The organism is Dehalococcoidia bacterium, assembly GCA_035574915.1.
Taxonomy (GTDB): Bacteria; Chloroflexota; Dehalococcoidia; order DSTF01; family WHTK01; genus DATLYJ01.
Genome location: DATLYJ010000020.1, coordinates 1 through 25,293, shown reverse-complemented (window position 1 = coordinate 25,293; position 25,293 = coordinate 1). Strand labels below are relative to the sequence as shown.

The window sequence follows — 25,293 nt, the reverse complement described above, 5'->3', positions numbered from 1 at the left end:
AAGGCCGCGGCCTAGTGCTAGTAATGCCACCGAGACGACCATGTCGGCGTCACCCATCAGGGCAGCCACTTGCCCGAAGTGCCGAGTCCTCTTCGAGGCGACGGCGAAGCAACGCCAGCGGTGTCCGTCCTGCGGCCATCGCTTCGCCCTCCCCGCGGGCCGCCAGTCGGCGGGGTTCGGGTCGGGAGGTCTGCAAGCGCCGGCTTATGCGCCGCAGGGCATGCGGCGTCAGCCATTCGAGCAGGCACACAGCAACGGGGAGCGCATGCTTGGCGCCCTGTTGCTCGCGGCGGCCGGCGCGGCAATCGTCTGGTCAGGGCTACGCTTCGACTCCCGTTATGTCACGTTCCTCGGCGCCGCGATGCTCGCGATGGTGGCGCTGGGCGCTCTCATTTCGTCCTTCTGGCACCGGTGGGACGACCTCTCGCCGGGGCAGCGGCAGCTCGTGGACCTGCCGAGACGCATCGTTTGGGCGGCGGCGCGGGTGCTGGGCGGCATCCTTGAGCTGCTCATCCGCCTGATCGGTTCGTTCGGCTAGGGCGAGCCGGCTTCGCAGGCGGCGCTCAACGTGGCCTCATACACGGTCACCGCCTGGCCGGCGAGAAAGACGCGGCCGGCGTCCGGCCGCACCCGGATGACGCCGGCGCGCCGTGACGCCTGGAAGCCGGTAAGTTCCGCCCTGCCGAGCCTGGCAGACCAGTAAGGCCCGAGGGCGCAGTGCGCCGAACCCGTGACGGGGTCTTCGTCGATGCCGGCGGCGGGAGCGAAGAAACGCGACACGAAGTCGTAAGAGCGGTCATCCGAGGGGGCAGTCACGATGACTCCACGTGCGCCGAGTGAGCGAAGCACCCGCAGGTCGGGGGCAAGGCGCCGGACTGTCTCCGCGTCCTCGAGCTCGACGAAGTAGTCGAAAGGCGTGCGGCCGACATAGCGCGCCTCTGCCCCCAGGCCCTCGACCAGGGCGCGCGGCGCATCTGTTTCCTGCGGAGGCGTGGCGGGGAAGTCCATCTCGATCCAGTCGCCTCGCAGGTCTGCCGTCAGCAGCCCGCTACGGGTGAGGAAGCGCGCCTGGGCCTCGCGCGCCAGGACTCCTTGCTCCCAGAGGACGTGGGCGCTCGCGAGGGTCGCATGGCCGCAGAGGTCCACCTCGACTGCCGGCGTGAACCAGCGGAGGTCGAAGCCCTCGGCGCGCGGACAGAGGAAGGCGGTCTCGGAGAGGTTCATTTCATTCGAGACCGCTTGCATCCAGGCGTCGTCACGCGGCGCGGACAGGATGCAGACGGCGGCGGGATTGCCGGCGAAGGGCCTGTGGCTGAATGCGTCAACCTGATAGATCTTCTGGGTCACGGGGCGTCTCCTCCGCCTGGCGGTCGAGTCGGCGAGCAGTCGAGCGCCGGGCGCGCAAGGCTGGCCGCGGCCAGGCTACGTGCCGTGCGGCTGGAAAAGCTGGATAAGGACGCCACCGGTGTCGCGCGGGTGAATGAAGAGTTCGCGCGCCCACTCGGCGTCCTCGCGATAGCCAAAGGGCTCGATGCCGTATTCACGCAGGACGCGCGCCGCCTCGCGGATATCGGTGACCTCGAAGGTCACGTGGTGGAGCATCGACCCCTTCTGGGCGAGGAACTTCGCGACGAAGCTGTCGTCGCCCGCCGGCTCCAGGAGCTCGAAGGTGGAGGTCGAACCCGGGATGGACATCTCCACGCCGGTGTAGCCGTCGCGCGGCTGGTCATAGCGGGCGATGACCCGCATGCCGAAGAGGTCCTCGAAGAACTTCGCGCGCTCGGCGGCATTCGGCGTGGCCATGGAGACGTGGTCGATGCGCTTGATCGGCAGCAAGGGGCTCCTCCGGCGTGGTGGTTCTGGCCTGAGTCTACCGCAGACTTCGCGAGGGCTCTCGGATGGCGCCGGGAGGCCGGCCGCATGCGCCAGGCGGGCTTGACGCCCGGCGAGAGAGGCGCAAGCATTCACGGATGCATTCCCCGTCGCGCACCCTGAGGCCAGACCGTCGATCAAGAACCCTCCCTGGTCTGGTCGTGCTCGTCCTGGCCCTGGGCTGGAGCGGCTGCGGCGGTGGCGACAGCGGCCAGGCGCCGGACCTCGCGGGGACGTACGCCCTGGTCGGCGACGTCGGCGGCACGCAGGTGCGGGCGGATTCGAGGGTGCTCCTCACGCTGAACCCGGACGGGACCCTTTCGATGCTCGCCACGCGTCCGGGCGAGGAGGTGAGCGACAGCGGCACCTGGAGCGTCCGCGGCGGCCGCATGAGCATCGAGCTGAGGGACCTCGGGATTTCCGCGAAGGACCAGCCCTTCAAGATTAGTGGGGACGAGCTTCAGATCCCCATCCAGATATTCGGGGAGGGCCCCGGGGCATCGCTCTGGCGCAAGACTGATGCCACTCTGGCCCAGAGCACGACCGCGCCGGCGGGCACCGCGGCACCATCCGGAGCCGCCGGGGTAACGCTCGGCGTGCAGGGTGACTGGCAGATCTACGACATCGACAAATACGCCACCGCGGCCGCGATGAAGACCTTCCTGGACGCGGTAAACGGCGGCCAGAACTGGGAGGATGCCGTCAAGGCCGCCGTGGCGAAGGCGCGCACTTTCTCGAACGTCAGCGACGTGGTGCTCTCCCCGAACGGACTCAACGCCACCATCCGCTATCGAGACGGGCGGGATGAGTACCTGATCACGGAGCGCTTCACCCTGACCCTGCCGGGCGGCCGTGGCTCAGCCGCGCCGCACCCCGAGCTCTACGCCTCGGCGAAGCCGCCGCGACGCGAGCCATCCACCCTCCTGGCGACGTACGCTGCTACGGAATGCTCCGCACTACCGTCGAATCCGACCGGCATCGCGCGGGTCGGTGGGACCAACCTTGCGGAACCGGGACGCGAGGGCCTGCAGCCGCGGCCGGGCGTGTTCCTGGTGCCGAGTTACAACCCTAACGACCAGCCGCGGCCAATCAAGAGCGACGATTCGCCGCCGGCCTCGGCGCGAAGGGCGCTCCTTTTCGCGCCGCTCTACCAGGTGCCCCATCCCGGGCCCGTGTACACGAGCGCGGACAAGAAGGTGGCCGGCATGTGGTCCGGCTTCAAGGAGACGACCGGGTCGAACATCGAGTGCCTGAGCGAGGACCTCAGGAAAGGCGGCTATACCCTCGACACGGTGCTGGGCCGGGTGCAGGGCGGGCGCCGGGTTGAGACGGGCCTGGAGGCGCTGCTGACACTGACGCGAAAGCTCACGACGACCGAATACGGCGTACTCTACTTCCTCACGCACGGGGCCGAGCTGAACGACAGGCTCCTCAAGATCGAGATGGGCGCCCTTGACGAGGCTGACCGCCGGCGGATAGCTGGCAGCGGCCGACTGGACCACGAGTCCATTCAGAGGCTCCAGGACGCCATCCGGGACCAGGTGGCTCGCGAAGCCGGTCTCGCCGGGGACCAGGACTTCCGGCGCACGATCTATGCCAACACGGACATCAACGGGTTCATCGAGCTCTGGGTGTCCGCCGACTTCTTCCGCTTGCTGCGCGAGAAGAAGGGCCTGGACTTCTCTGATGCCCTGGTCTTCGTGAATGCCTGCTCGTCGGCGGCAAACCAGTCCCTGCAAGCGGCGTTCGACGCCCGCGTCTACTTCGGCTGGGACCAGCCGCCGGACCTCGTGTTCGCGAGCGAGGCCGCCATGCGCATCTTCGACTTGCTGCCGGACAAGGCCCGTTCGGCGCGGAACGCATGGCAGATGTGGGCGCGCTATGAGGGCTGGCTGGAGGCAGCGGGCGGCCGGGAACGCCCGGCGCGGACGAAGATCGAGCGCCTCCGGGCCTACGGGCGCAACGGGATCGCCTACCCCCGGATGGCGGACCAGACCGTCGTGCTCATTTACCGCATGCGCTTCGGGCCTCCTGCCGGGCCTGACCGGCTCCAGGGAGCCCTCAACGTGGTGACTGCCTGCTGGAACGAGTACTGGTCCTCCGGCCGCGCGGTCACGGGGCTGCAGAGCACAGCCTGCTCGATGATCCAGTTGAGCAGCAATCGCGCCCCTACCCAGGACGAGTATGAGGATGCCGTCCATGAGGTAGGAGGCCCCATCGAGCGGCCCTATGGCCGCTGGACCCTGGCCGATTAGGGCGCCGGCCTCTGGCGGACGAGCGTCCGCCCGGCTTTCGGACGACGACAACACGGATGATGCGCAGCGCTGGCCCGCTAGCGCCGCGCGACGCCACAATACGCTCGTGAAGGAGTACAGGGCGGCGGCTCAGGCATACGGCCGCGTGCTGGTCGGATTGCTGGCGCTCGGGGTCATCCTCGTGTTCGCCACCGGCGGCTACATGATCATCGAGGGCTGGTCATTCCTTGATGCCCTCTACATGACCGTGATCACGCTCACTACCGTGGGCTATCGCGAAGTGCAGCCGTTGAGCCGGACCGGCATGGCGTTCACCATGGTCGTCCTGTTCGTGGGCGTCGGGACGTCGTTCTATATCCTGACGGCGCTGGTCTCCACGATAATCGAGGGCGACCTGCGGCAGCTTTTCGGCGAGCGGAGGATGAAGATCCAGGTGGAACACCTGAAGGACCACCACATCATCTGCGGCTTCGGACGGGTGGGCGAGGAGATCGCCCTGGAGTTCAAGCAGCGGCAGGCGCCATTCGTGGTCGTGGACCTCAGCGCCGAGGCCCTGGAACGCGCCCGCGCCGAGGGCTACCTGGTGCTTCAGGGAGACGCGACGCAGGAAGAAACGCTGAAGAGAGCCGGGATCGAACGCTGCGCGTCGCTCATCGCCGCTCTGGACTCGGACGCTGGCAATACATACATCACGCTGACGGCGAAGATGCTGCGGCCGGACGTCCGCGTGGTTGCCAGGGTCGCCTCGGCGTCGAACGAGAAGAAGCTGCTGCAGGCAGGCGCCGACCACATCGTCTCTCCCTACCAGATGGGTGGGCGGCGACTGGCGCTCTCAGCGCTGCAGCCGATCCTGCTGGACTTCATGGACATCGTCTCCCTGGGCTCGCAGGGGCCAGGAGTGCTCGGCGAGTTTGGCGTCGACAAAGACTCGGGGCTGCAGGGCCGGACGATAGGCGAAGTGTGTGCGAGCGCGCCGGACCTGGTCGTCCTCGCGGTGCGGAGCGAGCGCGGCACTTTCATAGTCGGCCCGGCGCCCAGCACCCGCCTGGCGCTGGGCGACCGGCTGATGGTGTTCGGGCCGGAGGAGCAGCTGCGGCGCGTAGGGCCGCCTACCGGCGTCACGACCGCGGGAGGCTGAACCGCCCGCACTGCACGCGCTGGCCTGGCGGGCGGGCCCGCGGCCCCTGCGCTAATCGATCATGGACGCCGTGGCTCCTGCCGGCATCGGGTCAGGTGCCGGTGTAGCGGGGCTCGCGGCGTTCGGCGCGGGCGACGCGGGCCTCACGGGCGTCGTTGACGGCGGCGCGGCCATAGGTCAGGTGGAGTATCTCGTTGCGCAGGGCGTCGTCCAGGTCCTTGTTCAGGTTCTGCTGAGTCACCCTCTTGGCGGCGCGGACGGCGATCGGCGGCCAGCGCAGGATCTCCTTCGCCATCTTGAAGGACTCTTCGATGAGCTTTTCGTGCGGGACGAGGCGGTTCAGCAGGCCGATGCGGTAGGCCTCCTCCGCGTTCACGTCGCGGCTCGTGAGGATGAGGTCGAGGGCGTGACTGTAGCCGATGATGCGCGGCATGAACCAGCTCATGCCGGAGTCAGGCGAGAGGTTGCGCTCCAGGAAGACGCTGTGGAAGCGCGCGTTCTCGGAGCCGACGCGGAAGTCGCAGGCGAGCGCGAGGCTCATGCCGGCCCCGGCGCAGACGCCGTTCATCGCGGCGATAGTTGGCTTGTCGAGGTAGTACCAGGCGCGGGCCTGGTTCCCAACCCAGCCGTACTGGTCAAGGATGTCATTCTGGCTGCGCCGCGGCGGCTCGGCCGGCTGGCCATCGCCGGCCGCCGCGCGGTCGGCGGCGGCCTGGATGTCGGCGCCGGAGCAGAAGCCGCGGCCGGCCCCGGTGATGATGACGGCCCAGACGTCGTCGTCGTTGCGGGCCTCCTCCGCCGCTCGTAGTGTCTCGAGGTGAAGAGCACGGCTCAGGGCATTGAGCCGCTCGGGGCGGTTCAGCGTGATCAGGGCGATGTGGTCGTGCTTCTCGTAGATCAGGAACTCGTAGCTCATCTCTGTCTCCGGCCTCTAGTCGATGATCGAGGAGTAGATGGTGGCGCGAAGCTCGCGGCGGAAGGGGTACGAACCCGAGGGTAGGAGTTGAGTGAGGAAGATCATGATCAGGTCTTCCTTCGGGTTGATGAAGAACGCCGTCGAGGCGGCGCCGCCCCAGTAGTATTCGCCGGGCGTGCCGATGATCTGGGCCTTCGCCGGGTCGAGGAGCACGGCGAATCCGAGGCCGAAGCCAATGCCCTCCATGCTCGTCTCGGTGAAGCGCGTCTGGCCCATCGCCGCGAGGTCGCAGCCGCCGGGCAGGTGGTTCATGGCCATGAACTCGATGGTGCGCTTGCCGGCGATGCGGACGCCGTCGAGCTCGCCGCCGTTCGCGAGCATCTTGCAGAAGCGCATGTAGTCGGCTGCCGTTGAGACGAGGCCGCCGGCGCCGGAGAAATAGGTGCGCGGCTTCGCGTAGGGGCTCGTCGTCGGCGAGTCCTGGAGCACGTATGGCGGGTCGTTTTCGCCGCCGCGTCGGTAGCAGGCGGCGAAGCGGTCGAGCGAGGCCTCGGGGACGGAGAAGCCGGTGTCACTCATGCCCAGCGGGTCGAAGATCCTCTCCTTGAGGTAGACGTCGAATGGCCGGCCGCTGAGCACCTCGCTGAGGTAGCCGACCACGTCGGTGGAGATGCCGTAGTTCCATTTCGTGCCGGGGTCAAACTGGAGGGGGACGTTCGCGATGCGCTCGACCATGTCGCGCAGGGTGTGGTTGCCTTCCTGGCCGAAGCCCCGCACGCCGGCGCGCCGGAAGAGCTCTGAGGTCGGCGACGACTCGGGAGCGCCGAGGCCGCCGGCCAGGCCCGAGGTGTGCATCAGGAGGTCGCGGACGCTGATCGGGCGCTCGGGCGCGCGCAGGTCCGGGTTGTCCGCGGTGCCGCCGATGAAGACCTTCTGGTTCTTCCACTCCGGGATGTACTTGTACGCAGGGTCGTCCAGCTGGAAGCGGCCCTCCTCGTAGAGCAGCATCAGGCCCAGGCTGGCGATGGGCTTGGTCATGGAGTAAATGCGGAAAATGGTGTCGGCCGTCATGGGCTTGCCGGCCTCTTCGTCCATCTTCCCGTAGGTCTCGAAGTGCACGACCTTGCCGCGACGGGCGATCATCGAGATGGCGCCGGGTATCTTCCCGTCGTTGATGTAGCCATGGACCAGCCGCGTGACGTTGTTCAGCTTTGTGGACGAAAGGCCGACTTCCTCAGGCTCTGCCTCCAGCATTTGGGCGCGTTCCAGCGTTCCGACCATGGCTCCTCCTGCCCCGTCGTGTGCTGGTTGGGAGTCTACTACAAGTGGGCTTCCGGCTGGCCGCCTCGCGGGCCGGCGGGCTGGAAGGTTCCCCGGTTGCCTACCGGCCGGGGTCTGGCCGGAGCCGTGGCTGGCGGTCCGGGCCACATGGCCCGCCAGAGGCGCCTGGGCTGCTCCAAGGGCTGGTACAATCCGGGCCAGCAGTAGCTGGGAGCGCGACACAAGGAGTCACCATGGCAATCGACACTTCGACCGAGATCATCGAGAAGAACGGGGTGCTCGTGGGTCCCTTGCGGCGGCCCAGGAACTCGGGGCGCGCGGGCGAAGGCAGCATCCATCACGACGAGACGGCGCAGAAGGTGGGGTTCCGCGGCGGGACGATCGCGGGGAGCGTGCACATGGGCCAGTTCCCGCCGCTGCTTTTGCGCGCCTTCGGCCAGCGCTGGTTCGAGACCGGCACGCTGTCCTGTTACTTCAAGAACGCGACGATCTCGGATGAGGCGGTGCGGTGTTTCGTGCAGGTACCTCCGGCCGGCGCGGCGGACGCGCAGGTGCGGGTGTGGATGGAGCGCGACGACGGCATGCAGGTCCTCGAGGGGACGGCGTCGGTCGGGTCGCCAAAGGAGCGGACGCTGCTGCGGGAGCGGCTCGAAGAGCACCTGCCGGAGCGCGGCGAGACGCGGATCTACGCCCACCTGGAGCCGGGGATGGAGCTACCGGCGCAGAAGACGCGCGTGGAGCCGCTGAGCGAGGAGCGCCTGTCGCTCCTGACGGAGCCGCTGAGCTGGTACACGGGCGCGTCTCCCTGGGGCGGCCCGATTGCGGGCCCGCAGCAGGTGGTCGGCGCCATGCGCCGCGTCGAGCAGGGCATCGGGCACCGAAACCGCGGCGTCGGCCTCTTCGGCGCCATCGAAGTGCGTTACATCAACGGCCCCGTGTTCATCGGCCGCGACTACGACGTAGCAGCGAAGGTGCTTGCCGTCGGCGAGACGCCGAGGTCGGAATACTGGTGGTACGAGAGCATCATGAGCGAGCCGGACAGCGGCAAGGAGGTCGCGGCGATGATCATGATGCTGCGGATGATGAAGGCGTCCTCGGAGCTGTGGCAGTAGGCGCGGCCGCTGGCCGCACACGGTGACCGGCCGGTTAGCGGGCGGCGCCGGCCGGAATCGGGCGGCCGGCCGGAGGCTAGAGCCCTGCCTTGAGGGCTGCCGGGCATGGCGGTCGCCTCCCGCCTTGAGGCAGCTTTCCAGGGCACGGGAGCAGTATCTTGCGAAGCGCTAGGCCTCCAGGAGACGCCTCGGCGCGCCTCCGCCGTTTGGGGCCATGGCGCCGCTAACGCCTTCGCGCTCGATCATTCGCGCCATCTCCAGGAGGAGATTGGTGCGCGCCTGCAAGGTGGTGCCGAGGCCGTTGAGCAGGCCCATCACGCGGCCCACGAACAACAGGTCCGGCGGGATTTTCACGATGGGATTGTCCCGCAGGACGCGAGTGATCTCGCGGTAGGAGTCGCGCATCATGTCGCGGTCGGCGACGGCGGCGCCAAGCTGGTTCATGCGGCGCACGACGTTGCCAACGTAGGCCTGGCCCAGGTTGGTGTAGCCCTCCTCGTTGTCGTCGCGGGTGCGGAAGCCGAGGCCGCGAAAGGCCTGCCCGACCATCGAGTCGTCCGAGGCCATCAGGGCGCGCGTCATCTGGGCGAACATGAAGCGGAACTCGGGCCCGACCTCCTTGACCTGTCCGAAGTCGACCAGCACCAGCTTCGGCTTGACGCGGCCATCCTCGGCGCGCTCTCCCGGGGCAACCATGAGGTTGCCGGGGTGGGGGTCCGCGTGGAAGAAGCCGTGCCTCAGCAGCATTTCGCTGAAGGCGGCCACGAGCACCTTGGCGACGTCCGGAGGGTCGACACCGAGGGCGCGGATAGCGTCGACATCCGTGATCTTGACGCCATCGACGTACTCCATCACGAGCACGCGGCGCGTCGTGTGCTCCCAGTAGATCGCGGGCACGACGATGTCCTCGACGCCGGCAAAGTTCGCGGCGATGGCCTCCGCGTTGCGGCCCTCGTTGATGAAGTCGAGCTCCTTCGGGATCATCCGTCCCATTTCGTCGGCGACGAAGCGGTAGTCGAGGCTCTTGTCGATCCGGTTGAGGATGTTCACGTAGCGCCGGATGTTCTTGAGGTCGATGTCGACGATGTGCTCGATGCCGGGATAGAGCACCTTCACGGCCACGTCACGTCCGTCCCTCAGCTCCGCTCGATGTACCTGGGCAAGCGAGGCCGAAGCAATTGGGGCGGCGTCGAAGCGCGAGAACACGGCGTCCAGGGGCCTGCCGAGCTCACGCTCGACCTCGCGCCGGATCACCTCGAAGGGCTCGGGCGGCACTTCGTCCTGAAGGCGGGAGAGGACCTCGACATACTCGTCCGGCGCGATGTCCGAGCGGCTGCTGATGAACTGCGAGGTCTTGATCAGCAGGCCCTGGTTTCGCACGGCAGTCTCGTAGAACTTCGTGGCGCTCCAGCGATGGTGACGCTTGCGGCGGGCCTCGCCCCACTCCGGCCCGCGGCGCTTCTCGAGGAGCGAGATCAGCCGGTAGCCGGCGTAGACGCGGGCGAGCATGTTACCGGCGTTCCAGAACCGGACGAGGCGGTTGCGTGGCGGCCGGCCACGAGAGCGGGCGCCGTAGTGCTCGCTGCGCTGTTGCATCGAGCTATCTTGTCATGCCGTCGCGCGACGGCAAAGGGTGAAGCGCGGATCAGCCTTCGTGGCGGTGCGCGCGCGAGGGGTCGGCGCCGAAACCGCCTCCGCGCGGGCGTTTGCGCCGCCCGGCCAGCGCCAGCGCGCCGAGCAGAAGCCCGCCCAGGGACAAGCCGGCGCCCGCAATCGTCAGCGCGACCTCGGCGGCGCCGCGCGCCGTGTGCGCGATGTGCAGGACGGCCAGCGTGTCGGGCACGGCGGCCTCAGGCAGCGGCCCCGGCCGGCTGCCGCGCGTCGCCGCTGTCCCCGGGCGCGACAAACCAGAAGGCGGTGACGGTCGCGGCATAGGCAATGGCGTTGTACAGGAAGTGCAGCACGGTGTCCGAGACGCCCAGAGCGGCGTCGCCAATGCCCGGACAGGGGCAGCCTCCGTGGGCGATGACGTTCGAGATAATCACGCCGTGCTCGACGACGTGCCAGGTCTCCAGGCCCACGCCGCCAAAGGCGAAGGCGCCGAAGGCCCAGCGCGGCATCGTCGCCGGCACGAGCCGCCGCATCGGGACAAGGAGGGCGCAGAGGGCGAGGAGATAGCTGACGTTGAAGGCGAGGTGCAGCCACTCCTCGGTGCCCTGGAACTGGAAGACGTAGCCCAGGATGCCGAGGGCGTCGTCGTCTGGCACGCCGAAAACGTACACCTGCGCGAGCTGGATGATGTGCTCGGCAACATGGACTCCCTGAATGATGACGACGGCTGTGAAGAAGGGAATGAACCAGCTGTCAAAAATGCTTTTCATCACCGGTCTCCCTGAGTGATCCGGCCCGAGAGTCCGGGAGGCGGCGCTGTTCGGCGTCGCCTCCCGGACCGCCGAGTTACGGCAGGAGCGCCTCGTCGCACGCCTCGTGCGTTCCCAGGTGGGCGTGAGCGAACGAGCCGGTGAGACCGAACTGATGGAAGATCTTCGAGACGCCTCGCATCCCGTCCTCCGCGCCAGGTTCGGCCGACGAGCCGGGCGGGGATATCGCCGACGCCTCGAGCCCCATGCAGCTCGCGGCCGAAGGCTCGGGCGGGTCAGCGAAGGCGGGGTTCGCGTGGCTGAGCAGGCCGGCTACCAGCGCCCCAGCGCTGATTGCGGCCGTGAGAGTAAGCGTTCTCAAGATTGCTTTCACTGAAGTCTCCTTCCTATCGACTGGTGGTTGCTGGCGGCGCTCGTCCCGACCAGGGAAAGGGCGCCTCTGTTCAGAGCTGTTCCTGTCATTGCACCTCCCGAGCTGTTTACCCCTCCGCCGGCTGAGGCCAGAGCAGGCCCATCCTGGCTCGGCACCCCTTGCTTCGACCTTCCTGGCGCCTTCCCGAACCCTTCGCCGGATTGCGATGGCTTAGCCGGCAGTGAAAACGCAAGGGCAGGTGTTGCAGCTGATCGGGCTGCGACGCCGGATCAAGGGCACCTCCTTGACAGGTGAGCCGAGATGCGTCGCAAGAGGGGCGCCGCGCCGAGCCCGATGCAGAGGGCGGCGCCCAGCAGAATGCCCGCGGGTATCCTTCCCGGGGACCCGGCGAGGCCGGCGTCGCCGGTGCTGGGCGGCCGGATGGTCTGGGCCGGCGCGGGCCCGGTGGTCACGGGGCGAGAAGCGGGCGCGCCCGTTGGCCCGACCGAAGCGAACATGGCCGTCGAGACGCCCGGCCCCGCGTACGAGGCCTCATGCAGGTCGTTGGGACCGTGGGCGAAGCTGGCCCCCTGCGGCACTCCGTTCACCAGATTCGTGGGCACGGGACCTGTGAGGCCGGTTGCGATGCTCCAGCCGTCGTGTGTGTGAAGGGCCGCCGACCAGCCTGGCTGCAACTCGAGGATGCCGTGGCTCAGGGTGAAGGCCGCGGGTATCGTCCCAACCGTGGTGCGCGCGGCGGCAACGAAGCGCGGCTCGAGCCTCGGCGGCGGCGCACTCGGGTTGATAATCAGAGGTTCCGCGCCCGGCTGCACCAGGAGCGTCGCGAGCAAGCGCGCCGGAGCGGAGCCGCGGTTCATGTCGACGTCGAACTTGTCGCCGCTCAGTTCAGAGAAGGTCTGGCCTCCGCGAAAGACGGACGTACCACCATCGTCCTCGACGCGCGTAATTTCGCCCGAGAGGACGGTGAAGAGGCCTCTGCCGTTCACGCGGTGGGATGGCGTGGCCGCGCCCGGCGCGAACTCGAGCAGGGCTTGCACGATGTCGTATTGCCGCGGCGCGTCCGTGAAGTTGATGCTGGCGGAAACGGTCACGCGCAGAGGCGGCGGGGGCGGGTCCTCCGCCCGCGCGGTGCCAGCGGACCAGGCGAGCGTGGCGGCGAACACGCCCGCGGACGCCAGTACAGCAAGCCCCTTCCAGCGCAGGCCTCGCCCGGAAAGCCGGGGCGGCCGGTGGCGCGCCCTCCTCTTGCGCTCCCATTCCCGATTTGTGCTCTCGCTGCTCATCTTCAATTGCTCCTGTCTTTGCTATCTGCAGGCGGGCCGGAGCGCGCCGACCACCCCCGGCCGGAGCGTGGTCGGCATCGCATCCGGGCGGTGGCCTCTCGGCCCGCCGCATTTAGGAGGCTAGAAGAGGAGACCCGGCGTGTCGTGCGCCGAAATGCGCAAAAGAGATGCCCAAGCCGGGCTGCCCTCGGCCTGGCAGCCTGGGTACTTCTGCCCAAACGAGGCGTCGCTAGGGCGCGGTGAAAGACCCGCCCAGGGCGATCGCGGTCGCCTCGGCGCGGTTACGGGCGCCGATACGGGCATAGATGTCGGCGACGTGCCGCTGGACGGTGCGCTCGCTCAGGACCAAGTCCTCGGCGATTTCGCGGTTCGTCTTGCCTTCGGCCACGAGACGAAGGACCTCCCGCTGACGTGGCGAGAGGCCATGGTCGGCCAGACCCGCGTCGGGGCCCGCGCCCGTGGCTTCGTCACTCGCGGGCGTGGCGGTTGCCGCCGTCAGGACGCCGACGTCGTGTAGGAAGGCCTCGATCCTGCGTACGAGGGGCGGGACTCCCGTCTCGTCTGGCAGCAGGACTGCGCCGTCGGTCTCGGCGATGTCCAATCGCGCGTTGGGGACCATAGCTGCTACTCTCTGGCTCGCGGCGAACACGGCGTTTGGCGTAACACCATCGCGGAGAAAGCGATTGGTCCCCACGAAGGTCGGCACCGTTATCTGCGGCAGCAAGTCGTCGATTCTGGAGGCGCGGCCGGCGGCATCCATTAGGAGAAAGTCCTCGCGACTCGTGGCGACGCGCCAGTAGGAGGTCTCGATTGGCGCGCCAGCAACCGAAAACGAGGCGGCGACCGTGTAGATGAAGGCATCCCAGTCCCGCCGCGCCATTTCAGCAATCAGCGGAGCCACAGGCGCGCCGGAGGTCGCCAGGATGTTGGCGATGACCAGAGCCAGAAGGCGCTCGGGGCGGCGGACGGCGTACTTGACGGCGACGTGGCCGAAGACCGGGCAACCGAACAGAATGAAGCGGTCGAGCCGCAGCCGGTCGACGACCGCCTCGAGGTCGGTGAGGTAGTCATCGAGCGAGTGGTCTTCGGGGAGGCCGCGAGTGGACATGCCCTGGCCGCGGCTGTCGTACTGGACCAGGCGGAAGCGCTGCGCCAGCGCCTCGGAAATCGGCCCCCCGAAAACTGACTGCCACCACAGGTCGCGGTGGCTGAAGGGCCAGGGCATGAATACGAAGGGCAGGCCCTGGCCAGAGACCGTGTAGGCGATGTCGAAGCCATCCGGCGTGCGGACGTACTGGACGGGCGGCGGCTCCATCGTGGACGTGATTATAGCCGCTACCCGACCGCGCGCCGATGCACGAAAGCGGTGGCTTCCGCGCGGTTGCGGGCGCCGATACGGGCGTAGATGTCGGCGACGTGCCGCTGCACGGTGCGCTCGCTCAGGACCAGTTCCTCGGCGATTTCGCGGTTGGTCTTACCCTCGGCGAGGAGCTCCAGGACTTCTCGCTGGCGCGAGGAGAGGCCGGGGGCGACCGGCCAGGGCGAGCGGTCAGCTTCCGGCAGGCCGCGCAGGAAGTCCTCGATGAGCTGGACAGCTTGCGGCGGCTCCGTCCCGGTGGAGTACCAGCAACGGGCAAAGCCATCGACGAGTATGAGGCGCGCATCGGGGATCGCCGTGGCTATGGCTTGTCCTTGCTTCGCCAGGGCGGTTACCGGGCTGTCCTCCCTGAGGCGGCGGGTGTTGATGATGAGGGTGGGAACCGCTAGGGCGGGAAGAAGCGCAGAAATGTCGGAAGCTGCCGCTGCCCTGCCCATCCGCATGCAGTCTTCCTGAGTCGTGGACTCGCGCCAATAGCTCAGTTCAACCGGTGCTCCATAGAGGGAGAAGCTCGAGGCAATCGTATGGAGGAAGAGCTCCCAGTCACGCCGCATGAGCTGGTCGAATTCGGGGATCTCGCCACCCCAGGCGCCTCGTACCGTGACGTCGCCAAGCACAAGGGCCCGCACGCGGTGCGGGTTCGTGCTCGCGTAGCGGACCGCGACGTGGGAGGAGACAGGTCCGCCATAAAGGACGAAACGATCCAGGCCCAGGTGGTCGACAACCGCCTCGAGGTCCAGGAGGTAGTCATCGAGCGAGTGGTCTTCGGGGAGGCCGCGGCTCGACATACCCTGCCCACGCGCGTCGTACTGGACGAGGCGAAAGCGCCGAGCGAGGGCTACGGAAATCGGCCCCCCGAAAACTGATTGCCACCACAACCCGCGGTGGCTGAACGGCCAGGGCATGAAGACAAATGGCGGGCCGTTTCCGGCGACCGTGTAGGCGATGGCGAACCCGTCAGAAGTTCGCGCGTACCTGACCGCAGGAGCCTGCATCGTAGCCGCGATTATAGCGCCGCCGCCGGCGGGCGAGCGTGATATGCGTAGGAATACGTAATCCCCCGAGCCCGCGCTACGGACGCGGGCGCCGCCTGCTACCGCGCCTCACGCCCGGAACGGGCGGTCGGCGAGCCACTCGGCGGCGGACGGCACGCCGGCGAGGCCCTTCGCGGCGCGCACCGCCTTCACGATCGCCCGCTCGACGGCGAGCGCCCCCAGGGCCTCGATGGCGCGCTGGCCGCGAGGCGGCAGGTCGACATCGCCGGTGGCAAGGGAAAAGATGGTGTCTCCGTCTGACATCGTGTGTACTGGCCGGATCGCGCGCGCGAGGCCGTCGTGGGCGACGGCGGCGAGCCGGTTCGCCTGCTCCTTCGTCAGCCGCGCGTTCGTGGCAACGACACCGATAGTCGTGTTTTCGCCGGGCGGAGGCGGCTCGGCGCCGCGACGGATGATGTCGTATGCGGGAGCGAAGCCGCCGCCGGCCGAGCGTGAGCCGGCTACGATGCTGCCATCGGTGCTGTCCACGACCTCGCCGGCCGCGTTCACGGCGACGAGGGCGGCGACCACGATGCCGCTCCCGGCGTCCTCGCTGGCCGTCCCGATGCCTCCCTTGAGGCTCGTGCCCGGGCCTCCCAGCTTCGCGACGGTCGCGCCCGTCCCGGCGCCCACGCTGCCTTCCGGGATGCGGCCGGAGCGCGCCGCCCGGCAGGCGGCGTAACCGGCGGCTGCGTCCGGACGGACAGCACCGCGGCCGATGCCGAGGTCGAAGAGGACCGCGGCGCCCACGATGGGGACGCAGGCGCCGCCGAAGCGGTAACCGATGCCGCGCTCCTCGCACCAGCGCATTACCCCCGTGGCAGCGTCGAGGCCGAAGGCGCTGCCGCCGGTGAGCAGCACGGCGTGGACCTGGTCCACCAGGGCGCCGGGGCGCATGAGGTCGGTCTCGCGGCTGCCGGGGGCAGCGCCGCGCACGTCGACGCCGGGCACCGCGCCGCGCTCGCAGAGGACGACGGTGCAGCCGGTGGCGGCGCGCCGGTCAGTCCAGTGGCCGACCTTCAGGCCGCTGACGTCCGTGATGCTGTCGAGACGGCGGACGGACGCAGGCATGGGCGAAGTATGCTGCGACGCTCACCCTTCGTTCCAGAGTCCAGCGTCATTGTTGAATCTAGGCGCGCGTTCCCCGGACCGGGCGAAGAGGCCGCGGCGGTGAAGCGAGGGCTTCCGCCGCGCGGGGCAAGGCGCGGGAGGCCTAGCGGCGGGAGGTCGCGACCGTGAACCGCATCTGGACCACCACCGCGACAGGGCCCTCGTTGATCGCGCGCAGAAGGGCGCAGCCCACCGTCGCCTCGCCAGCGGGACCGGGACCGCCGACTTCGAAGGTGCCGCCCATGCGCTCGCCGACGAAGTGGATGCGGGCGTCCGTCACCGGCTGGGGGAAGCGCACCTGCCACGTGAAGGCGAGCACGAAGTCGGCGCAGGCCGGCGGTGTGAGGCCGAGGTTGAGGGCCATGTTCACGGGGTCCAGGTCCCGCGTCTCCCCCGCGGCGAGCGGCAGGTCCAGCGTCCCGGAAGCAAGGCCGCGCAACCCGGCATCCAGGTCCGGCGTCGGCGCGCGGGGCGTCCCGTCTGCCCGCATCGAATTGTCGACGCAGCCGGAAAAGGCCAGCACCAGCAGTGCGGCGGCGAGCCAGGTCAGCCGCCTCACAGATCGTTGGTCTGCAGATAGGAATAGATGAGGTTGGAGGAAGCGCGGGTCACGCTGTCGATGGCGTCGACGACGCGGCCCATCACGTCTTCGTCGGCCGAGACAGCCTGGACGTGGATGCTGCGGCGGCGCCCATCAAGCACGAGCAGCGCCACCTGGTCCGGAGGCAGCCGCCGCGCGCCCTCCAGCCAGGAAGTGTCCGGGGAGATTACGGCGCCGCCCAGCTGCCCGGCGACCTGGGCCAGCGCCAGGGCGGCCGCACCGCCCTTCTCCGTGGTCCGGCGGAGGTCCTGCACAAGGTGGTGTATGGAGACGGAGAGCTGGTACGCGTCCTCTTTGTCGAGGTGAGGGCAAGCAGACGGCACCTCGGCAGGGAGAGGCAGGCCGAGCGCCCGGCACAGGTCGAAGTCGCTGACTGCCTGGACCGCCTCGAAAAACTCCATGGCGTTCGAGTGGTCGAGGCGGAACTCCATGAAGGTCTTCATGATCGGGGCTTTGTCGCGGTTCATCAGGGCGGTGAACAAGGCCACGAGGTCGCTCATCGCCAGGACGTACTGCTCGAAGATCTGCATCGCCAGGACCTTGCGATGCTCGGGCGAAGCGAGGACGAGGCCGCGCATGCAGGTCTCGGCGACGACGAGGCGGCCGCGGGCGCCGAACTTGCGGTAGCTATCGAGGAAACCGACGTCGAGGGAATAGAGCTCACGCTCGAAGCAGGCGGGGCACCGGGTAGAGTCGTCGTCTTCGAGCGCGGCCAGGCCGCAGTCCTCGCACAGGTCGCCGCGGACCGGAAAGCTATCCATGCGGCCCGGCCCCTAGGCGCCGTCCTCCCACCACTCCGCGTCCTCGCACACGATCTCCAGTCTCGCGGCCCCGGCTTCGATCCTAACACGCGAGGCTTGAGAGGCGGTGCGGAGGAAGACCGGCAGGAAGCGCGACCAGAACGGCGTCGCACTGCCCACACCCTTGACCGCCAGAGGACTCCCGGGCTCCGGCTCCGCGGAGGCGGACGACTCCTTTACGCCACGGAAGCGCAGGTGTACGAGCCTGCCGTCGCCTCGCCTGGCGTGCAGGACCAGCATGGCCGGGTCCGAGCGCTCGGAACGCTCGAAGGCGCAGCCGGAAAGAGCCCTGGTGATTATGTCCCGCAGGCGTGCCGTTGGATCGATCAGGTGCGGCTTCATCGCTGGCACACGGGACAGAAGTGAGTGCTGCGGCCGCCAACCCTGGTGCGCTCGATGCCGGCGCCGCAGACGTAGCAGGGCTTGCCGGTGCGCCGGAACACCTTCACGTACATCTGCATGCTTCCCGACTCCCCGGATGCGTCCAGGTAGTCCCGAAAGCTGGCGCCTCGGCTCTCGACGCCGCGCAGGAGGACGGTGCGGATGGCTGCGTGGAGGCGCGCCACCTCCTCACCGCTGAGGCCGCCCCCCTGGCGCGCCGGCAGGATGCCGGCTTCGAAGAGCGCCTCGTCGGCGTAGATGTTGCCGATGCCGGCGATGCGACGCTGGTCGAGGAGCACCGATTTCACGGGAGCCTTGCGGTTGAGTAGCGCGGCCGCCAGGTGCTCGAGGGCAAACCCCTCGCTCAGGGGCTCCGGGCCGATCTTGTCGAGGAGCGGTGTGAGGGAGCCGACCAGCCAGAGGCGGCCGAACTTGCGCAGGTCGGTGAAACGCAGCGTAGAGCCATCGTCCAGGGTGAAGGTGGCGCGCAAGTGGCCGGCCAGGGGCGCGTTGTCGAGCAGGAGCTTGCCCGTCATGCGCAGGTGGACAACGAGCCTTGAACCGGTGTCGAGCTCGAAGATGAGGAACTTGCCGCGCCGGTCGAGGCCCTCGATGCGCGCACCGGCGACCCCCTCGCGGAACGAGGCCTCGTCGATGCCCTCGAGCACCGGCACGCGGTCGGGCGCGATCTCCACACGGGTGATGCGGCGCCCGACGAGACGCGGCTCGAGGTCGCGGCGTATGGTCTCGACTTCGGGCAGTTCGGGCATGAGGCGGCTTTCGTCGTGTGGTCGGTCGGCCAGATCATACAAGCCCGGCCCAGGAGGCGGGTATGATTGCTCCACCAGGGAGACGTATGGCGGACATCATCCCCTTTTCCGGCAACCCGCTGGACCGCGCCGCGGCGGAGCGGCGAGACCCACTCTGGTTGGAGGCGAAGCGGACAGACCGCGATAGCCGGTTCCTGCCGTTGTGGCGGCTTCAGATCCCGGTGGTGGGTGACGAGACCTCGCCCGTGTTGGCGTGGGCGACAGCCGGGCAGGTCCAGGCGCTGGAGTACGACGCGCCGTCCTACCTGCTCGGGCAGCTCGATGGGCGGGCGTACTTTGCCGTGGATGTCTCGCCCCTGCCGGAGCCGCTGGAAGCGCTGGGCCTCGAGGGCGCGCGCTACGCCGATGCGCGCAGCCTGGCGACGCGGCTGCCGCCCCAGGAGGCCGGCATCGTCGCGCAGGCGAAGTCGCAAGTCGATTGGCACGCCACGCACGGCTACTGCTCCAACTGCGGCGACCGGACGGAGGTGCACGACGCCGGCCTGATGCGGAAGTGTACGGGGTGCGGCACGGAGCACTTCCCGCGCACCAACCCGGTGGTGATCATGGTGGTCTGGCGCGGCAACCGCTGCCTGCTGGGCCGGGGCCGGAACTGGGCGCCGAACAGCTATTCGGCGCTCGCGGGCTTCATCGACCAGGGCGAGTCGCTCGAGGACGCTGTGCGGCGCGAGGTGAAGGAAGAGGTCGGCCTCGATGTGGACGAGGTGCGTTATGTCGCCTCACAGCCGTGGCCGTTCTCGATGTCGCTCATGCTGGGCTGCTTCGCCCGCGTCCAGTCCGAGGACTTCGTGATCGACCCCTTCGAGATCGACGGCGCCCGCTGGTTCGACCGCGACGAGGTCCACAAGGCAATCGTGTCGCCTGGCCCCGACCTCGGCTTCTCCGTGCCCGGCCGGGTCGCGATTGCGCACCACCTGATCAAGGCCTGGTGCGAGGAACGCATGCGGGAGTAACGCCGGAGCCGCGCGTCTTTGCTGGCGAGGCGGCCTGCCGGACTTCGCGGTCAGTTCGAGGGCCGGAGGCTGCTCCACTGGGTGCGTGTGGCGGGATTGGGGGCGAAGAGCTTCTCCTTCAGCCGTTCCCGCAGTTGGATTAGAGAGGCTATTACCTCGGGCGCCAGCGGTTCCGCGCCGTCGTCATCGAGCCCGTCAGCGTCATGATCGACAAGCCGGAAATAGTCCTGTCTGTCCTGCTCCCTCGGGGCGTGGCCTTCATCGTTTCGCACGGCGCTCTCCTTCGCGGTTACCGGCTCGTCCCTGAGCCTCACACCTAGAAACGACTGAAGGGCCCGGCTATGACAGTTACGGCAGAAGGAGGTCCATCTCGATCTCGTCCCTGATGGGGATGCCGTCGTTGCCGGCGAAAGGGATCTCCGGTTTCAGAGGGCGGCTCACGGCGTCGATAGCGCCGACGTGGGCGTGGGCAAGACGGAAGCCGCGGCGCTGATAGAAGCGGATGGCGTGCGTGTTGTCGTTGGTCGTGATGAGCCAGAGGCGGCGGCAGCCGGCGTTCGCGGCCTCGGCCCGGACTGCCGCGATCAGCGCAGAGCCCGCGCCAACGTTCTCGACCTCCGAGTGCAGCGTGACGAGCTGACACTCGGCACCCTCGACGAGGTAGGTCGCCAGAGCAATCGGGCGGCCGCCGATTCTGGCGACAAACCCGGGAAGCTCGGCGGGGAAGTACATGCGGCCGCGGCTGACGACCCGCGCGCTGTGGTTGCGGGCGAGGAGGTCCGTAAGCCAGGGCTTCAGCCGCTCCGCCACCAACGGCTCGACGGTGACGGCGAGCGGTCCGCCGCCGGCCTCGAGCGTGCGGCGCAACTGCTCCGCGTGCTGGGCGAGGTGGTCGGCGGCGCGCACCAGCCAGTCCTCCATGCTGAAGCGTCCCAACTCGCTATGGGTGCCCTCCTTCGACCAGTCCTGCTCCGTCATGGAGTCGATGAACTCGAGGCTGGACCGCACGCCGGCGTCGAAGAGCGCCAGTGAGGCCTCGATCGGCCGCGAGTAGTAGGCGCGCTCCGCGAGCCGCAACTCATCGAACGCCTGGACCAGCGGCTGGTCCTCGGAAAGGAGCCGCCTCAGGCGCGTGCAGCGAAAGACTTCGGTGTCGGCGAGATGGTGCACGACCTGGCGCGCCGACCACTCCCCTTCCGGGGCGAAGTCCAGAGGCAGGGTCCCTGGCAACGCCAGCAGCGACATTATGTCGCGATGACCGCGGCGATAACGCTCGACGAGCCGCGCTCGTTCTTCCCTTATCATTCGCCCCCTCCAGGTTCGATAGACGGCAATGTACCATCAGTCCATGGCAACGGCACTCGGCCTTCGCGCATTCACGGGCTGGGCGGTCGCCGTAGCCGTGAAGGTCGAAGAGGGCGGCCTGCTGCGAGTCGTCGAGCGAGAGCGGGTCGGCCTCCTTCCACCCACGCTGCCAGCCCAGGTCTACCACGTGGCGCAGCGGCTAGGTCCCCGGGAAGCGCGACAGCTCATCGAGGACGTGGCGGCGGAGGCTTGCAGCGCTGCCGAGGCGGCGATCAGGGACCTTGCCGGCAGGGCCGGAGACGGACTCGCGGCTGCAGGGCTGATCGTAAAGCGAGGGCCGCCACCGCACCCGCCGACACACGCCCGCATGTCCCACACCGGATGGCACGCTGCCGAAGGCGAACTGTACCGCTACGCGTTGCTCCGTGGCATCGAAGCCGCGGCCCTGAACGCCACGCTCGTGCCGGAGGTGGAGGCCCGTGACCTTGCCGCCGCGGCCCTCGATCTCCGGATGCACGAACTGAATGTACGGTTGTCCGCCATGGGCGCTGGCCTCGGGCCTCCCTGGACGGATCGCGAGAAAATGGCAGCGCTCGCGGGCTGGCTGGCTCTCGTGGGCGCGGCCGGAAGCCAGGGGCGCGCACTTGATACGCGGGGCGGACGATGACCCGCCGAACGTAACACGAGGAGAGGCGTCGCCCCGTGCCGCCTCTCCTCGTGTATGCAGTGCCGGCCTCTAGGCGCCCGCGGGCGCCGTGAGCTGAGCGACCATCTCGCTGAACATGGCCTGATCGGGCGCGGGCATGTGCTCGGCCCGCGGGACGGTGGCAAGGAGCTTCAAGAACTCCTCGGTCCGGTTGCTGGCCGGCGGCAGGTGCGACGACAGGATCATCTTCGGGCCGAGCGCCCTGACCTCCTCGAGGACGGCGCCAAACTTCCGCTCGTCCACGAGGCTGGTCCATGGTGAGTCCTCGGTCGCCCACGCGACCATGCCCTGGGCAAGCACGTCCTGCGGGACATCCTTCGCATCCTGGGCCGGCGCGTCTATTAGCGCCCCGAAGGAATCGACGCTGAACAGGATGCCTGACTTGGCGTCGTAGATGCCGGTGGACATCGGGTTGTCGAAGACGGGCGGGGCAAAACCCACCAGCGTTCGGTCGCCCACGTCCAGCTTCTGGCCCGGGCCGATGGCGTGAACGCGGTCCAACGGCACGTCCCACCAGGTGCTCATGCGCATCGCGGCCAGGGCGTGCGTGACGAGTTTCGCGTTCGGCGCAATGCGCATCACCTCCTGGATCGCCCCGGTGTGGTCGGCATCGTCGTGCGTCAGCCAGACCCAGCGCAGCTCGCGCGGGTCGATGACCGACTCCAGCGCCGCGATGAAGTTATTCCGCTCGACACCGAGGCCGGTATCGATAAGTACGGGCTCGCGCGATTTGAGGAGGAAAGCGTTGATCGGCAGAAAGCCGAGGCCGGGGATGGGCAGATTGACCGGGAACACATGCACTTCGTCGGTGGCTTTATAGGCGGTGTCCAACTCCCTTGTTCCTTTCGCGGTTGTTCGCTCTTACGGTTTTCGCCGGGCAATGATCTAGGGCGGACGCACCTCCTTCCGGGACCGGCCTGCCAGCCAAGACAGCGCGATCTCCGCCAGCAGGGCTACCGCCTCGCTGCCGGGCAGGCCGGCCTCATTGAGGCCACGCCAGGCTTCCCAGCCAGACAGGACCCGGAGCACGGCAGCGGCCGTCTGGTCCTCGACGCCGTCTTCGTCGCCGCCCAGGGCGGCGCGCACCATGGCCTGGTGCAGCTCGTCCCAGGCGGCGAACCACCGCGCAACCGGCGCCACTTTCTTGCCTTCCACGCGGACGGCGGCGTGGTCCATCCCGAGCTCGCTCAAACGCTGGTAGACGTCGCCGAAGGCTAGGAACAGGCGCCGTACCCGCTCTTCGAGTGAGTCCAGGTCCGCGAAGACAGCAATCGAAGGCGGCGCGGCAAGCTCCCACGTTGCCTGGCCGCAGGCGTCGACGAGGTCATCGAGCGTGGGAAAGTGGCGGTAGATGGTGCCGACGGCGACGTCAGCGCGGGCAGCGATGTCGGCGACGGTCGTGTCGAGCACGCCCTTCTCGGCGTGCAGCGCCATCGTAGCCTCGACGATGCGGCGCCGGGTTTGCTCTACGTTGGCCGCGCGTCTGGACATCTGGTATCGTCGGGGCGCCATATTGAGCGAATAGTACACTCACTTAAATCAAGAGTCAACGCCCGGCTGTGGCCCTCCACGGCCGCCCATTCGCGTTTTGCGGCGGGCGCCGCTTAGAATTCCCATTAATGCTCATAGACCTGCACACGCACACCAGGCCTCTGTCCTGGGACTCCTATCTGACCGCGGACGAGCTCATAGAAAGATCGAAGAAGGCGGGCCTGGACGGGATCTGCCTGTCGGAGCACGACTACTTCTGGGAGCCGGAAAAGGTACGGGAGCTGGCGAAGAGGCACAACTTCCTGGTCCTGCCAGCAATCGAGATCAATACCGAAGACGGCCACATGCTGTGCTACGGGCTGGAGAAGTACGTCTACGGGATGCACCGCTCCCTGGAGCTGGCGGAGTACATCCGCGAGTCGCGGGGCGCCATGGTCGCGGCCCACCCCTACCGGCGCCAGATGCCGTGGGTGGTGCGGGAGGAGAGGGACTACGAGGAGGCCCTGGAGCGCGCTTCCCGCAACACCGCCTACCAGCACTGCGTGGCCCTGGAGCGCATCAACGGCCGCGGCAGCGTGAAGGAGAACACATTCTCGGCACGGCTTTGCGACTACATGCGCATGCCCGGCACCGCCGGAAGCGACGCCCATGCGATCGCGGACATCGGCAAGTGCGCCACCGAGTTCATCAACACCATCGAGTCCATCGAGGACCTCATCGAGGAGCTGCGAGCAGGGCGATTCCGGCCTGTGAGCCTGGTGGGCGAAGGGGTGCTCACCGCCGGCTAGCCGAGCCGGGCTCGTATACGAGGCTGGGGGAATGGGCTAGACTCGCCGCGAGTCCCTCTTATGCGCGACGAAGCCCCGCCGGTTGCCGCCGTCGTCCTGACCTGGAACAACTTCTCGGACACGGATGAGTGCCTGCGGTCAGTGGCGAACCTGCACTACCAGCGCCTGTCGGTCGTCGTGGTCGACAACGGCTCGACGGACAGTTCCGCCGAGAGGTTGGAAGGGGTCTGGGGCGGCAGGGCGAAGTTCGTGCGCAACCATGCCAACCTCGGCGTTGCGGCCGGCTACAACGCCGGCATCCGCGAAGCGCTGGCGCAGGGCGCCGAGTACGTCCTGCTCCTGAACAATGACGTCGTCGTCGACCCAGGGTTGCTGGATGCCCTCCTGCCGGCTTTCGAGGCGGAGCCCCGCCTGGGCACGATCTCACCGCTAATCACTTACTACGAGAACCGGGAGCGCCTCTGGTTCGCGGGCGCGGTGTACAACCGCTTTCTCGGGCTGGCCCGGCACGTCTACCTCTCGAGACCCGTGACCGCGGCCTCCAAGCGGCTGGGCAGGCTCTTCGAGAGCGATTACGTCCCGAACTGCAGCGCCCTGACGCCGGCCGAAGCCTTTCGCCGGGCCGGCCTCCTGGACGAGGCCTTCTTTCTGGGACTGGAAGACATCGATTGGTGCCTGCGGCTGAGGTCGCTGGGCTATCGCATCCGGGTCTGCGGCCGGCCACTCACCGCGCACAAGGTCTCCGCGAGCGCGGGCTTCCGCGGCTCCAACGTGCTTTCGCCCGCGCAGGCCTATCACTACGCCAGGGGCAGCATTCTGCTCGGGAGGCGTTGGTCGCCCGGCATCCGCTTTGTGCCCTACTTCGCGGGCCAGCTCCTGGTTAGGTTCCCGTACTACTCGCTGCAGATGGCCATTCACGGGCGCCCGCGCGGCATCCCGTCTTACCTGCGCGGTCTCTGGGACGGCTTCCGCCTCTACGTGCTGGAGGGAAAGACCTCAGCCCCACCCCCTGCTCCGGCCTAGGCCGCGCGCTCATGCCCGGGCACGGAACCTCAGGCCAACCACAGCAGGAGCATGAGGGCAAGCGACAGGACGAGGACGGGGAAGTGTACCTGCATGAGGTTTCCGGTGCGAAAGGGGGCGCCTGGCGGCGCCCCCTTGCCTCCTCCTAGCTGTGCTGCTGGCCGTGCGTGCGCCTGGTGTGCTCCTCCAACTCCTGCTGGGAGCGGAAGCTCTGGCCGCACTGCCTGCACTGATAGGTCTGCTGCATAGCGCCACCTCCTTCATCGCCCGACGTTAACGCCT

General features: G+C 68.3%; 28 protein-coding genes. 8 read left to right on the top strand and 20 right to left on the bottom strand.

The annotated features are described in order from the left end of the window. The first annotated feature begins 220 nt into the window (after positions 1-220). Complete coding sequence (locus VNN10_01850) at positions 221-538, top strand: hypothetical protein (protein HXH20743.1); 318 nt, start codon at positions 221-223, stop codon at positions 536-538. Here the strand turns inward: VNN10_01850 and VNN10_01845 are convergent. Together VNN10_01845 and VNN10_01840 are read right to left on the bottom strand one after the other, a co-directional pair. Continuing rightward, positions 535-1,347, bottom strand: coding sequence for a PhzF family phenazine biosynthesis protein (locus tag VNN10_01845; protein ID HXH20742.1), 813 nt, complete (start codon positions 1,345-1,347; stop codon positions 535-537). The genes VNN10_01850 and VNN10_01845 overlap by 4 nt on opposite strands. 75 nt (positions 1,348-1,422) lie before the next feature. Continuing rightward, positions 1,423-1,836 (bottom strand): VOC family protein, encoded by a 414-nt coding sequence (locus tag VNN10_01840; protein ID HXH20741.1) that lies wholly within the window; start codon positions 1,834-1,836, stop codon positions 1,423-1,425. A gap of 197 nt (positions 1,837-2,033) precedes the next feature. Between VNN10_01840 and VNN10_01835 the strand changes: the two genes are divergently transcribed. Together VNN10_01835 and VNN10_01830 are read left to right on the top strand one after the other, a co-directional pair. Further along, positions 2,034-4,127 (top strand): hypothetical protein, encoded by a 2,094-nt coding sequence (locus VNN10_01835; GenBank protein HXH20740.1) that lies wholly within the window; start codon positions 2,034-2,036, stop codon positions 4,125-4,127. A 106-nt stretch (positions 4,128-4,233) separates the two neighbouring features. After that, positions 4,234-5,265 carry a potassium channel protein gene (locus VNN10_01830; GenBank protein HXH20739.1) on the top strand — a complete coding sequence of 344 codons (1,032 nt, stop codon included), beginning with the start codon at positions 4,234-4,236 and terminating at the stop codon, positions 5,263-5,265. Between the two features lie 91 nt (positions 5,266-5,356). Here VNN10_01830 and VNN10_01825 read toward each other — a convergent pair whose 3' ends face one another. Beyond that, a complete protein-coding gene (locus tag VNN10_01825; protein HXH20738.1) occupies positions 5,357-6,181 on the bottom strand; it encodes an enoyl-CoA hydratase/isomerase family protein in 825 nt (274 codons plus the stop codon). Between the two features lie 15 nt (positions 6,182-6,196). Further along, positions 6,197-7,462, bottom strand: a complete 1,266-nt coding sequence (locus tag VNN10_01820; GenBank protein ID HXH20737.1) for a serine hydrolase domain-containing protein — start codon at positions 7,460-7,462, stop codon at positions 6,197-6,199. Between the two features lie 233 nt (positions 7,463-7,695). On the opposite strand from VNN10_01820, the gene VNN10_01815 reads away from it, so the two are divergent. Further along, on the top strand, positions 7,696-8,574 hold the full coding sequence (locus VNN10_01815) for a hypothetical protein (protein HXH20736.1): 879 nt from the start codon (positions 7,696-7,698) through the stop codon (positions 8,572-8,574). 168 nt (positions 8,575-8,742) lie between these two features. Here VNN10_01815 and VNN10_01810 read toward each other — a convergent pair whose 3' ends face one another. From VNN10_01810 to mutM, 12 genes are all read right to left on the bottom strand, one after another. After that, positions 8,743-10,170, bottom strand: a complete 1,428-nt coding sequence (locus VNN10_01810) for an AarF/UbiB family protein (protein HXH20735.1) — start codon at positions 10,168-10,170, stop codon at positions 8,743-8,745. Between the two features lie 49 nt (positions 10,171-10,219). Beyond that, positions 10,220-10,417, bottom strand: coding sequence for a hypothetical protein (locus tag VNN10_01805; GenBank protein HXH20734.1), 198 nt, complete (start codon positions 10,415-10,417; stop codon positions 10,220-10,222). 7 nt (positions 10,418-10,424) lie between these two features. Beyond that, on the bottom strand, positions 10,425-10,955 hold the full coding sequence (locus VNN10_01800; GenBank protein ID HXH20733.1) for a hypothetical protein: 531 nt from the start codon (positions 10,953-10,955) through the stop codon (positions 10,425-10,427). A gap of 76 nt (positions 10,956-11,031) precedes the next feature. Next, the gene (locus VNN10_01795; GenBank protein ID HXH20732.1) at positions 11,032-11,328 is read right to left on the bottom strand and encodes a hypothetical protein; all 297 of its coding nucleotides are present in this window, start codon (positions 11,326-11,328) and stop codon (positions 11,032-11,034) included. 269 nt (positions 11,329-11,597) lie between these two features. Continuing rightward, the gene (locus VNN10_01790; GenBank protein HXH20731.1) at positions 11,598-12,611 is read right to left on the bottom strand and encodes a hypothetical protein; all 1,014 of its coding nucleotides are present in this window, start codon (positions 12,609-12,611) and stop codon (positions 11,598-11,600) included. Between the two features lie 229 nt (positions 12,612-12,840). Then, the gene (locus tag VNN10_01785) at positions 12,841-13,926 is read right to left on the bottom strand and encodes an alpha/beta fold hydrolase (protein ID HXH20730.1); all 1,086 of its coding nucleotides are present in this window, start codon (positions 13,924-13,926) and stop codon (positions 12,841-12,843) included. Positions 13,927-13,946: 20 nt separating this feature from the next. Then, positions 13,947-14,984 carry an alpha/beta fold hydrolase gene (locus VNN10_01780; protein HXH20729.1) on the bottom strand — a complete coding sequence of 346 codons (1,038 nt, stop codon included), beginning with the start codon at positions 14,982-14,984 and terminating at the stop codon, positions 13,947-13,949. A gap of 108 nt (positions 14,985-15,092) precedes the next feature. Beyond that, positions 15,093-16,094, bottom strand: a complete 1,002-nt coding sequence (locus tag VNN10_01775; protein ID HXH20728.1) for a P1 family peptidase — start codon at positions 16,092-16,094, stop codon at positions 15,093-15,095. A gap of 142 nt (positions 16,095-16,236) precedes the next feature. Further along, positions 16,237-16,692, bottom strand: coding sequence for a hypothetical protein (locus VNN10_01770; protein HXH20727.1), 456 nt, complete (start codon positions 16,690-16,692; stop codon positions 16,237-16,239). Then, positions 16,689-17,495, bottom strand: coding sequence for a hypothetical protein (locus tag VNN10_01765; protein ID HXH20726.1), 807 nt, complete (start codon positions 17,493-17,495; stop codon positions 16,689-16,691). Before VNN10_01765 ends, VNN10_01770 begins: the two co-directional genes overlap by 4 nt. A gap of 12 nt (positions 17,496-17,507) precedes the next feature. Further along, complete coding sequence (locus tag VNN10_01760; GenBank protein HXH20725.1) at positions 17,508-17,876, bottom strand: hypothetical protein; 369 nt, start codon at positions 17,874-17,876, stop codon at positions 17,508-17,510. Next, entirely contained in the window at positions 17,873-18,685 is an 813-nt protein-coding gene (gene mutM, locus VNN10_01755; protein HXH20724.1) for a bifunctional DNA-formamidopyrimidine glycosylase/DNA-(apurinic or apyrimidinic site) lyase, read from the bottom strand. Before mutM ends, VNN10_01760 begins: the two co-directional genes overlap by 4 nt. Positions 18,686-18,771: 86 nt before the next feature. Between mutM and nudC the strand changes: the two genes are divergently transcribed. Beyond that, positions 18,772-19,698: an NAD(+) diphosphatase gene (nudC, locus tag VNN10_01750; protein HXH20723.1), complete on the top strand. Its 927-nt coding sequence runs from the start codon at positions 18,772-18,774 to the stop codon at positions 19,696-19,698. A 50-nt stretch (positions 19,699-19,748) separates the two neighbouring features. On the opposite strand, the gene VNN10_01745 is transcribed toward nudC, so the two are convergent. Both VNN10_01745 and VNN10_01740 read right to left on the bottom strand, forming a co-directional pair. Then, positions 19,749-20,012, bottom strand: a complete 264-nt coding sequence (locus VNN10_01745; protein ID HXH20722.1) for a hypothetical protein — start codon at positions 20,010-20,012, stop codon at positions 19,749-19,751. A 34-nt stretch (positions 20,013-20,046) separates the two neighbouring features. Then, a complete protein-coding gene (locus VNN10_01740; GenBank protein ID HXH20721.1) occupies positions 20,047-21,003 on the bottom strand; it encodes a GNAT family N-acetyltransferase in 957 nt (318 codons plus the stop codon). 43 nt (positions 21,004-21,046) lie between these two features. Between VNN10_01740 and VNN10_01735 the strand changes: the two genes are divergently transcribed. Further along, positions 21,047-21,670 carry a hypothetical protein gene (locus tag VNN10_01735; GenBank protein ID HXH20720.1) on the top strand — a complete coding sequence of 208 codons (624 nt, stop codon included), beginning with the start codon at positions 21,047-21,049 and terminating at the stop codon, positions 21,668-21,670. A 69-nt stretch (positions 21,671-21,739) separates the two neighbouring features. Here VNN10_01735 and VNN10_01730 read toward each other — a convergent pair whose 3' ends face one another. Then, a complete protein-coding gene (locus tag VNN10_01730; GenBank protein HXH20719.1) occupies positions 21,740-22,540 on the bottom strand; it encodes an MBL fold metallo-hydrolase in 801 nt (266 codons plus the stop codon). A gap of 54 nt (positions 22,541-22,594) precedes the next feature. Then, a complete protein-coding gene (locus VNN10_01725) occupies positions 22,595-23,221 on the bottom strand; it encodes a TetR/AcrR family transcriptional regulator (protein ID HXH20718.1) in 627 nt (208 codons plus the stop codon). Positions 23,222-23,328: 107 nt separating this feature from the next. Between VNN10_01725 and VNN10_01720 the strand changes: the two genes are divergently transcribed. Then, the gene (locus VNN10_01720; GenBank protein HXH20717.1) at positions 23,329-23,988 is read left to right on the top strand and encodes a PHP domain-containing protein; all 660 of its coding nucleotides are present in this window, start codon (positions 23,329-23,331) and stop codon (positions 23,986-23,988) included. 60 nt (positions 23,989-24,048) lie between these two features. After that, complete coding sequence (locus tag VNN10_01715; GenBank protein HXH20716.1) at positions 24,049-25,011, top strand: glycosyltransferase family 2 protein; 963 nt, start codon at positions 24,049-24,051, stop codon at positions 25,009-25,011. The last annotated feature ends 282 nt before the right edge of the window (positions 25,012-25,293 follow it).

Excerpts from the sequence above, each read along its gene's own strand:
- VNN10_01850 (HXH20743.1), top strand. The coding sequence starts at position 221 with ATGCGGCGTCAGCCATTCGAGCAGGCACACAGCAACGGGGAGCGCATG.
- VNN10_01825 (HXH20738.1), bottom strand. The coding sequence starts at position 6,181 with ATGAGCTACGAGTTCCTGATCTACGAGAAGCACGACCACATCGCCCTG.
- VNN10_01820 (HXH20737.1), bottom strand. The coding sequence starts at position 7,462 with ATGGTCGGAACGCTGGAACGCGCCCAAATGCTGGAGGCAGAGCCTGAG.
- VNN10_01815 (HXH20736.1), top strand. The coding sequence starts at position 7,696 with ATGGCAATCGACACTTCGACCGAGATCATCGAGAAGAACGGGGTGCTC.
- VNN10_01810 (HXH20735.1), bottom strand. The coding sequence starts at position 10,170 with ATGCAACAGCGCAGCGAGCACTACGGCGCCCGCTCTCGTGGCCGGCCG.
- VNN10_01800 (HXH20733.1), bottom strand. The coding sequence starts at position 10,955 with ATGAAAAGCATTTTTGACAGCTGGTTCATTCCCTTCTTCACAGCCGTC.
- VNN10_01790 (HXH20731.1), bottom strand. The coding sequence starts at position 12,611 with ATGAGCAGCGAGAGCACAAATCGGGAATGGGAGCGCAAGAGGAGGGCG.
- VNN10_01785 (HXH20730.1), bottom strand. The coding sequence starts at position 13,926 with ATGGAGCCGCCGCCCGTCCAGTACGTCCGCACGCCGGATGGCTTCGAC.
- VNN10_01780 (HXH20729.1), bottom strand. The coding sequence starts at position 14,984 with ATGCAGGCTCCTGCGGTCAGGTACGCGCGAACTTCTGACGGGTTCGCC.
- VNN10_01775 (HXH20728.1), bottom strand. The coding sequence starts at position 16,094 with ATGCCTGCGTCCGTCCGCCGTCTCGACAGCATCACGGACGTCAGCGGC.
- VNN10_01765 (HXH20726.1), bottom strand. The coding sequence starts at position 17,495 with ATGGATAGCTTTCCGGTCCGCGGCGACCTGTGCGAGGACTGCGGCCTG.
- VNN10_01760 (HXH20725.1), bottom strand. The coding sequence starts at position 17,876 with ATGAAGCCGCACCTGATCGATCCAACGGCACGCCTGCGGGACATAATC.
- mutM (HXH20724.1), bottom strand. The coding sequence starts at position 18,685 with ATGCCCGAACTGCCCGAAGTCGAGACCATACGCCGCGACCTCGAGCCG.
- nudC (HXH20723.1), top strand. The coding sequence starts at position 18,772 with ATGGCGGACATCATCCCCTTTTCCGGCAACCCGCTGGACCGCGCCGCG.
- VNN10_01740 (HXH20721.1), bottom strand. The coding sequence starts at position 21,003 with ATGATAAGGGAAGAACGAGCGCGGCTCGTCGAGCGTTATCGCCGCGGT.
- VNN10_01735 (HXH20720.1), top strand. The coding sequence starts at position 21,047 with ATGGCAACGGCACTCGGCCTTCGCGCATTCACGGGCTGGGCGGTCGCC.
- VNN10_01725 (HXH20718.1), bottom strand. The coding sequence starts at position 23,221 with ATGGCGCCCCGACGATACCAGATGTCCAGACGCGCGGCCAACGTAGAG.
- VNN10_01720 (HXH20717.1), top strand. The coding sequence starts at position 23,329 with ATGCTCATAGACCTGCACACGCACACCAGGCCTCTGTCCTGGGACTCC.
- VNN10_01715 (HXH20716.1), top strand. The coding sequence starts at position 24,049 with ATGCGCGACGAAGCCCCGCCGGTTGCCGCCGTCGTCCTGACCTGGAAC.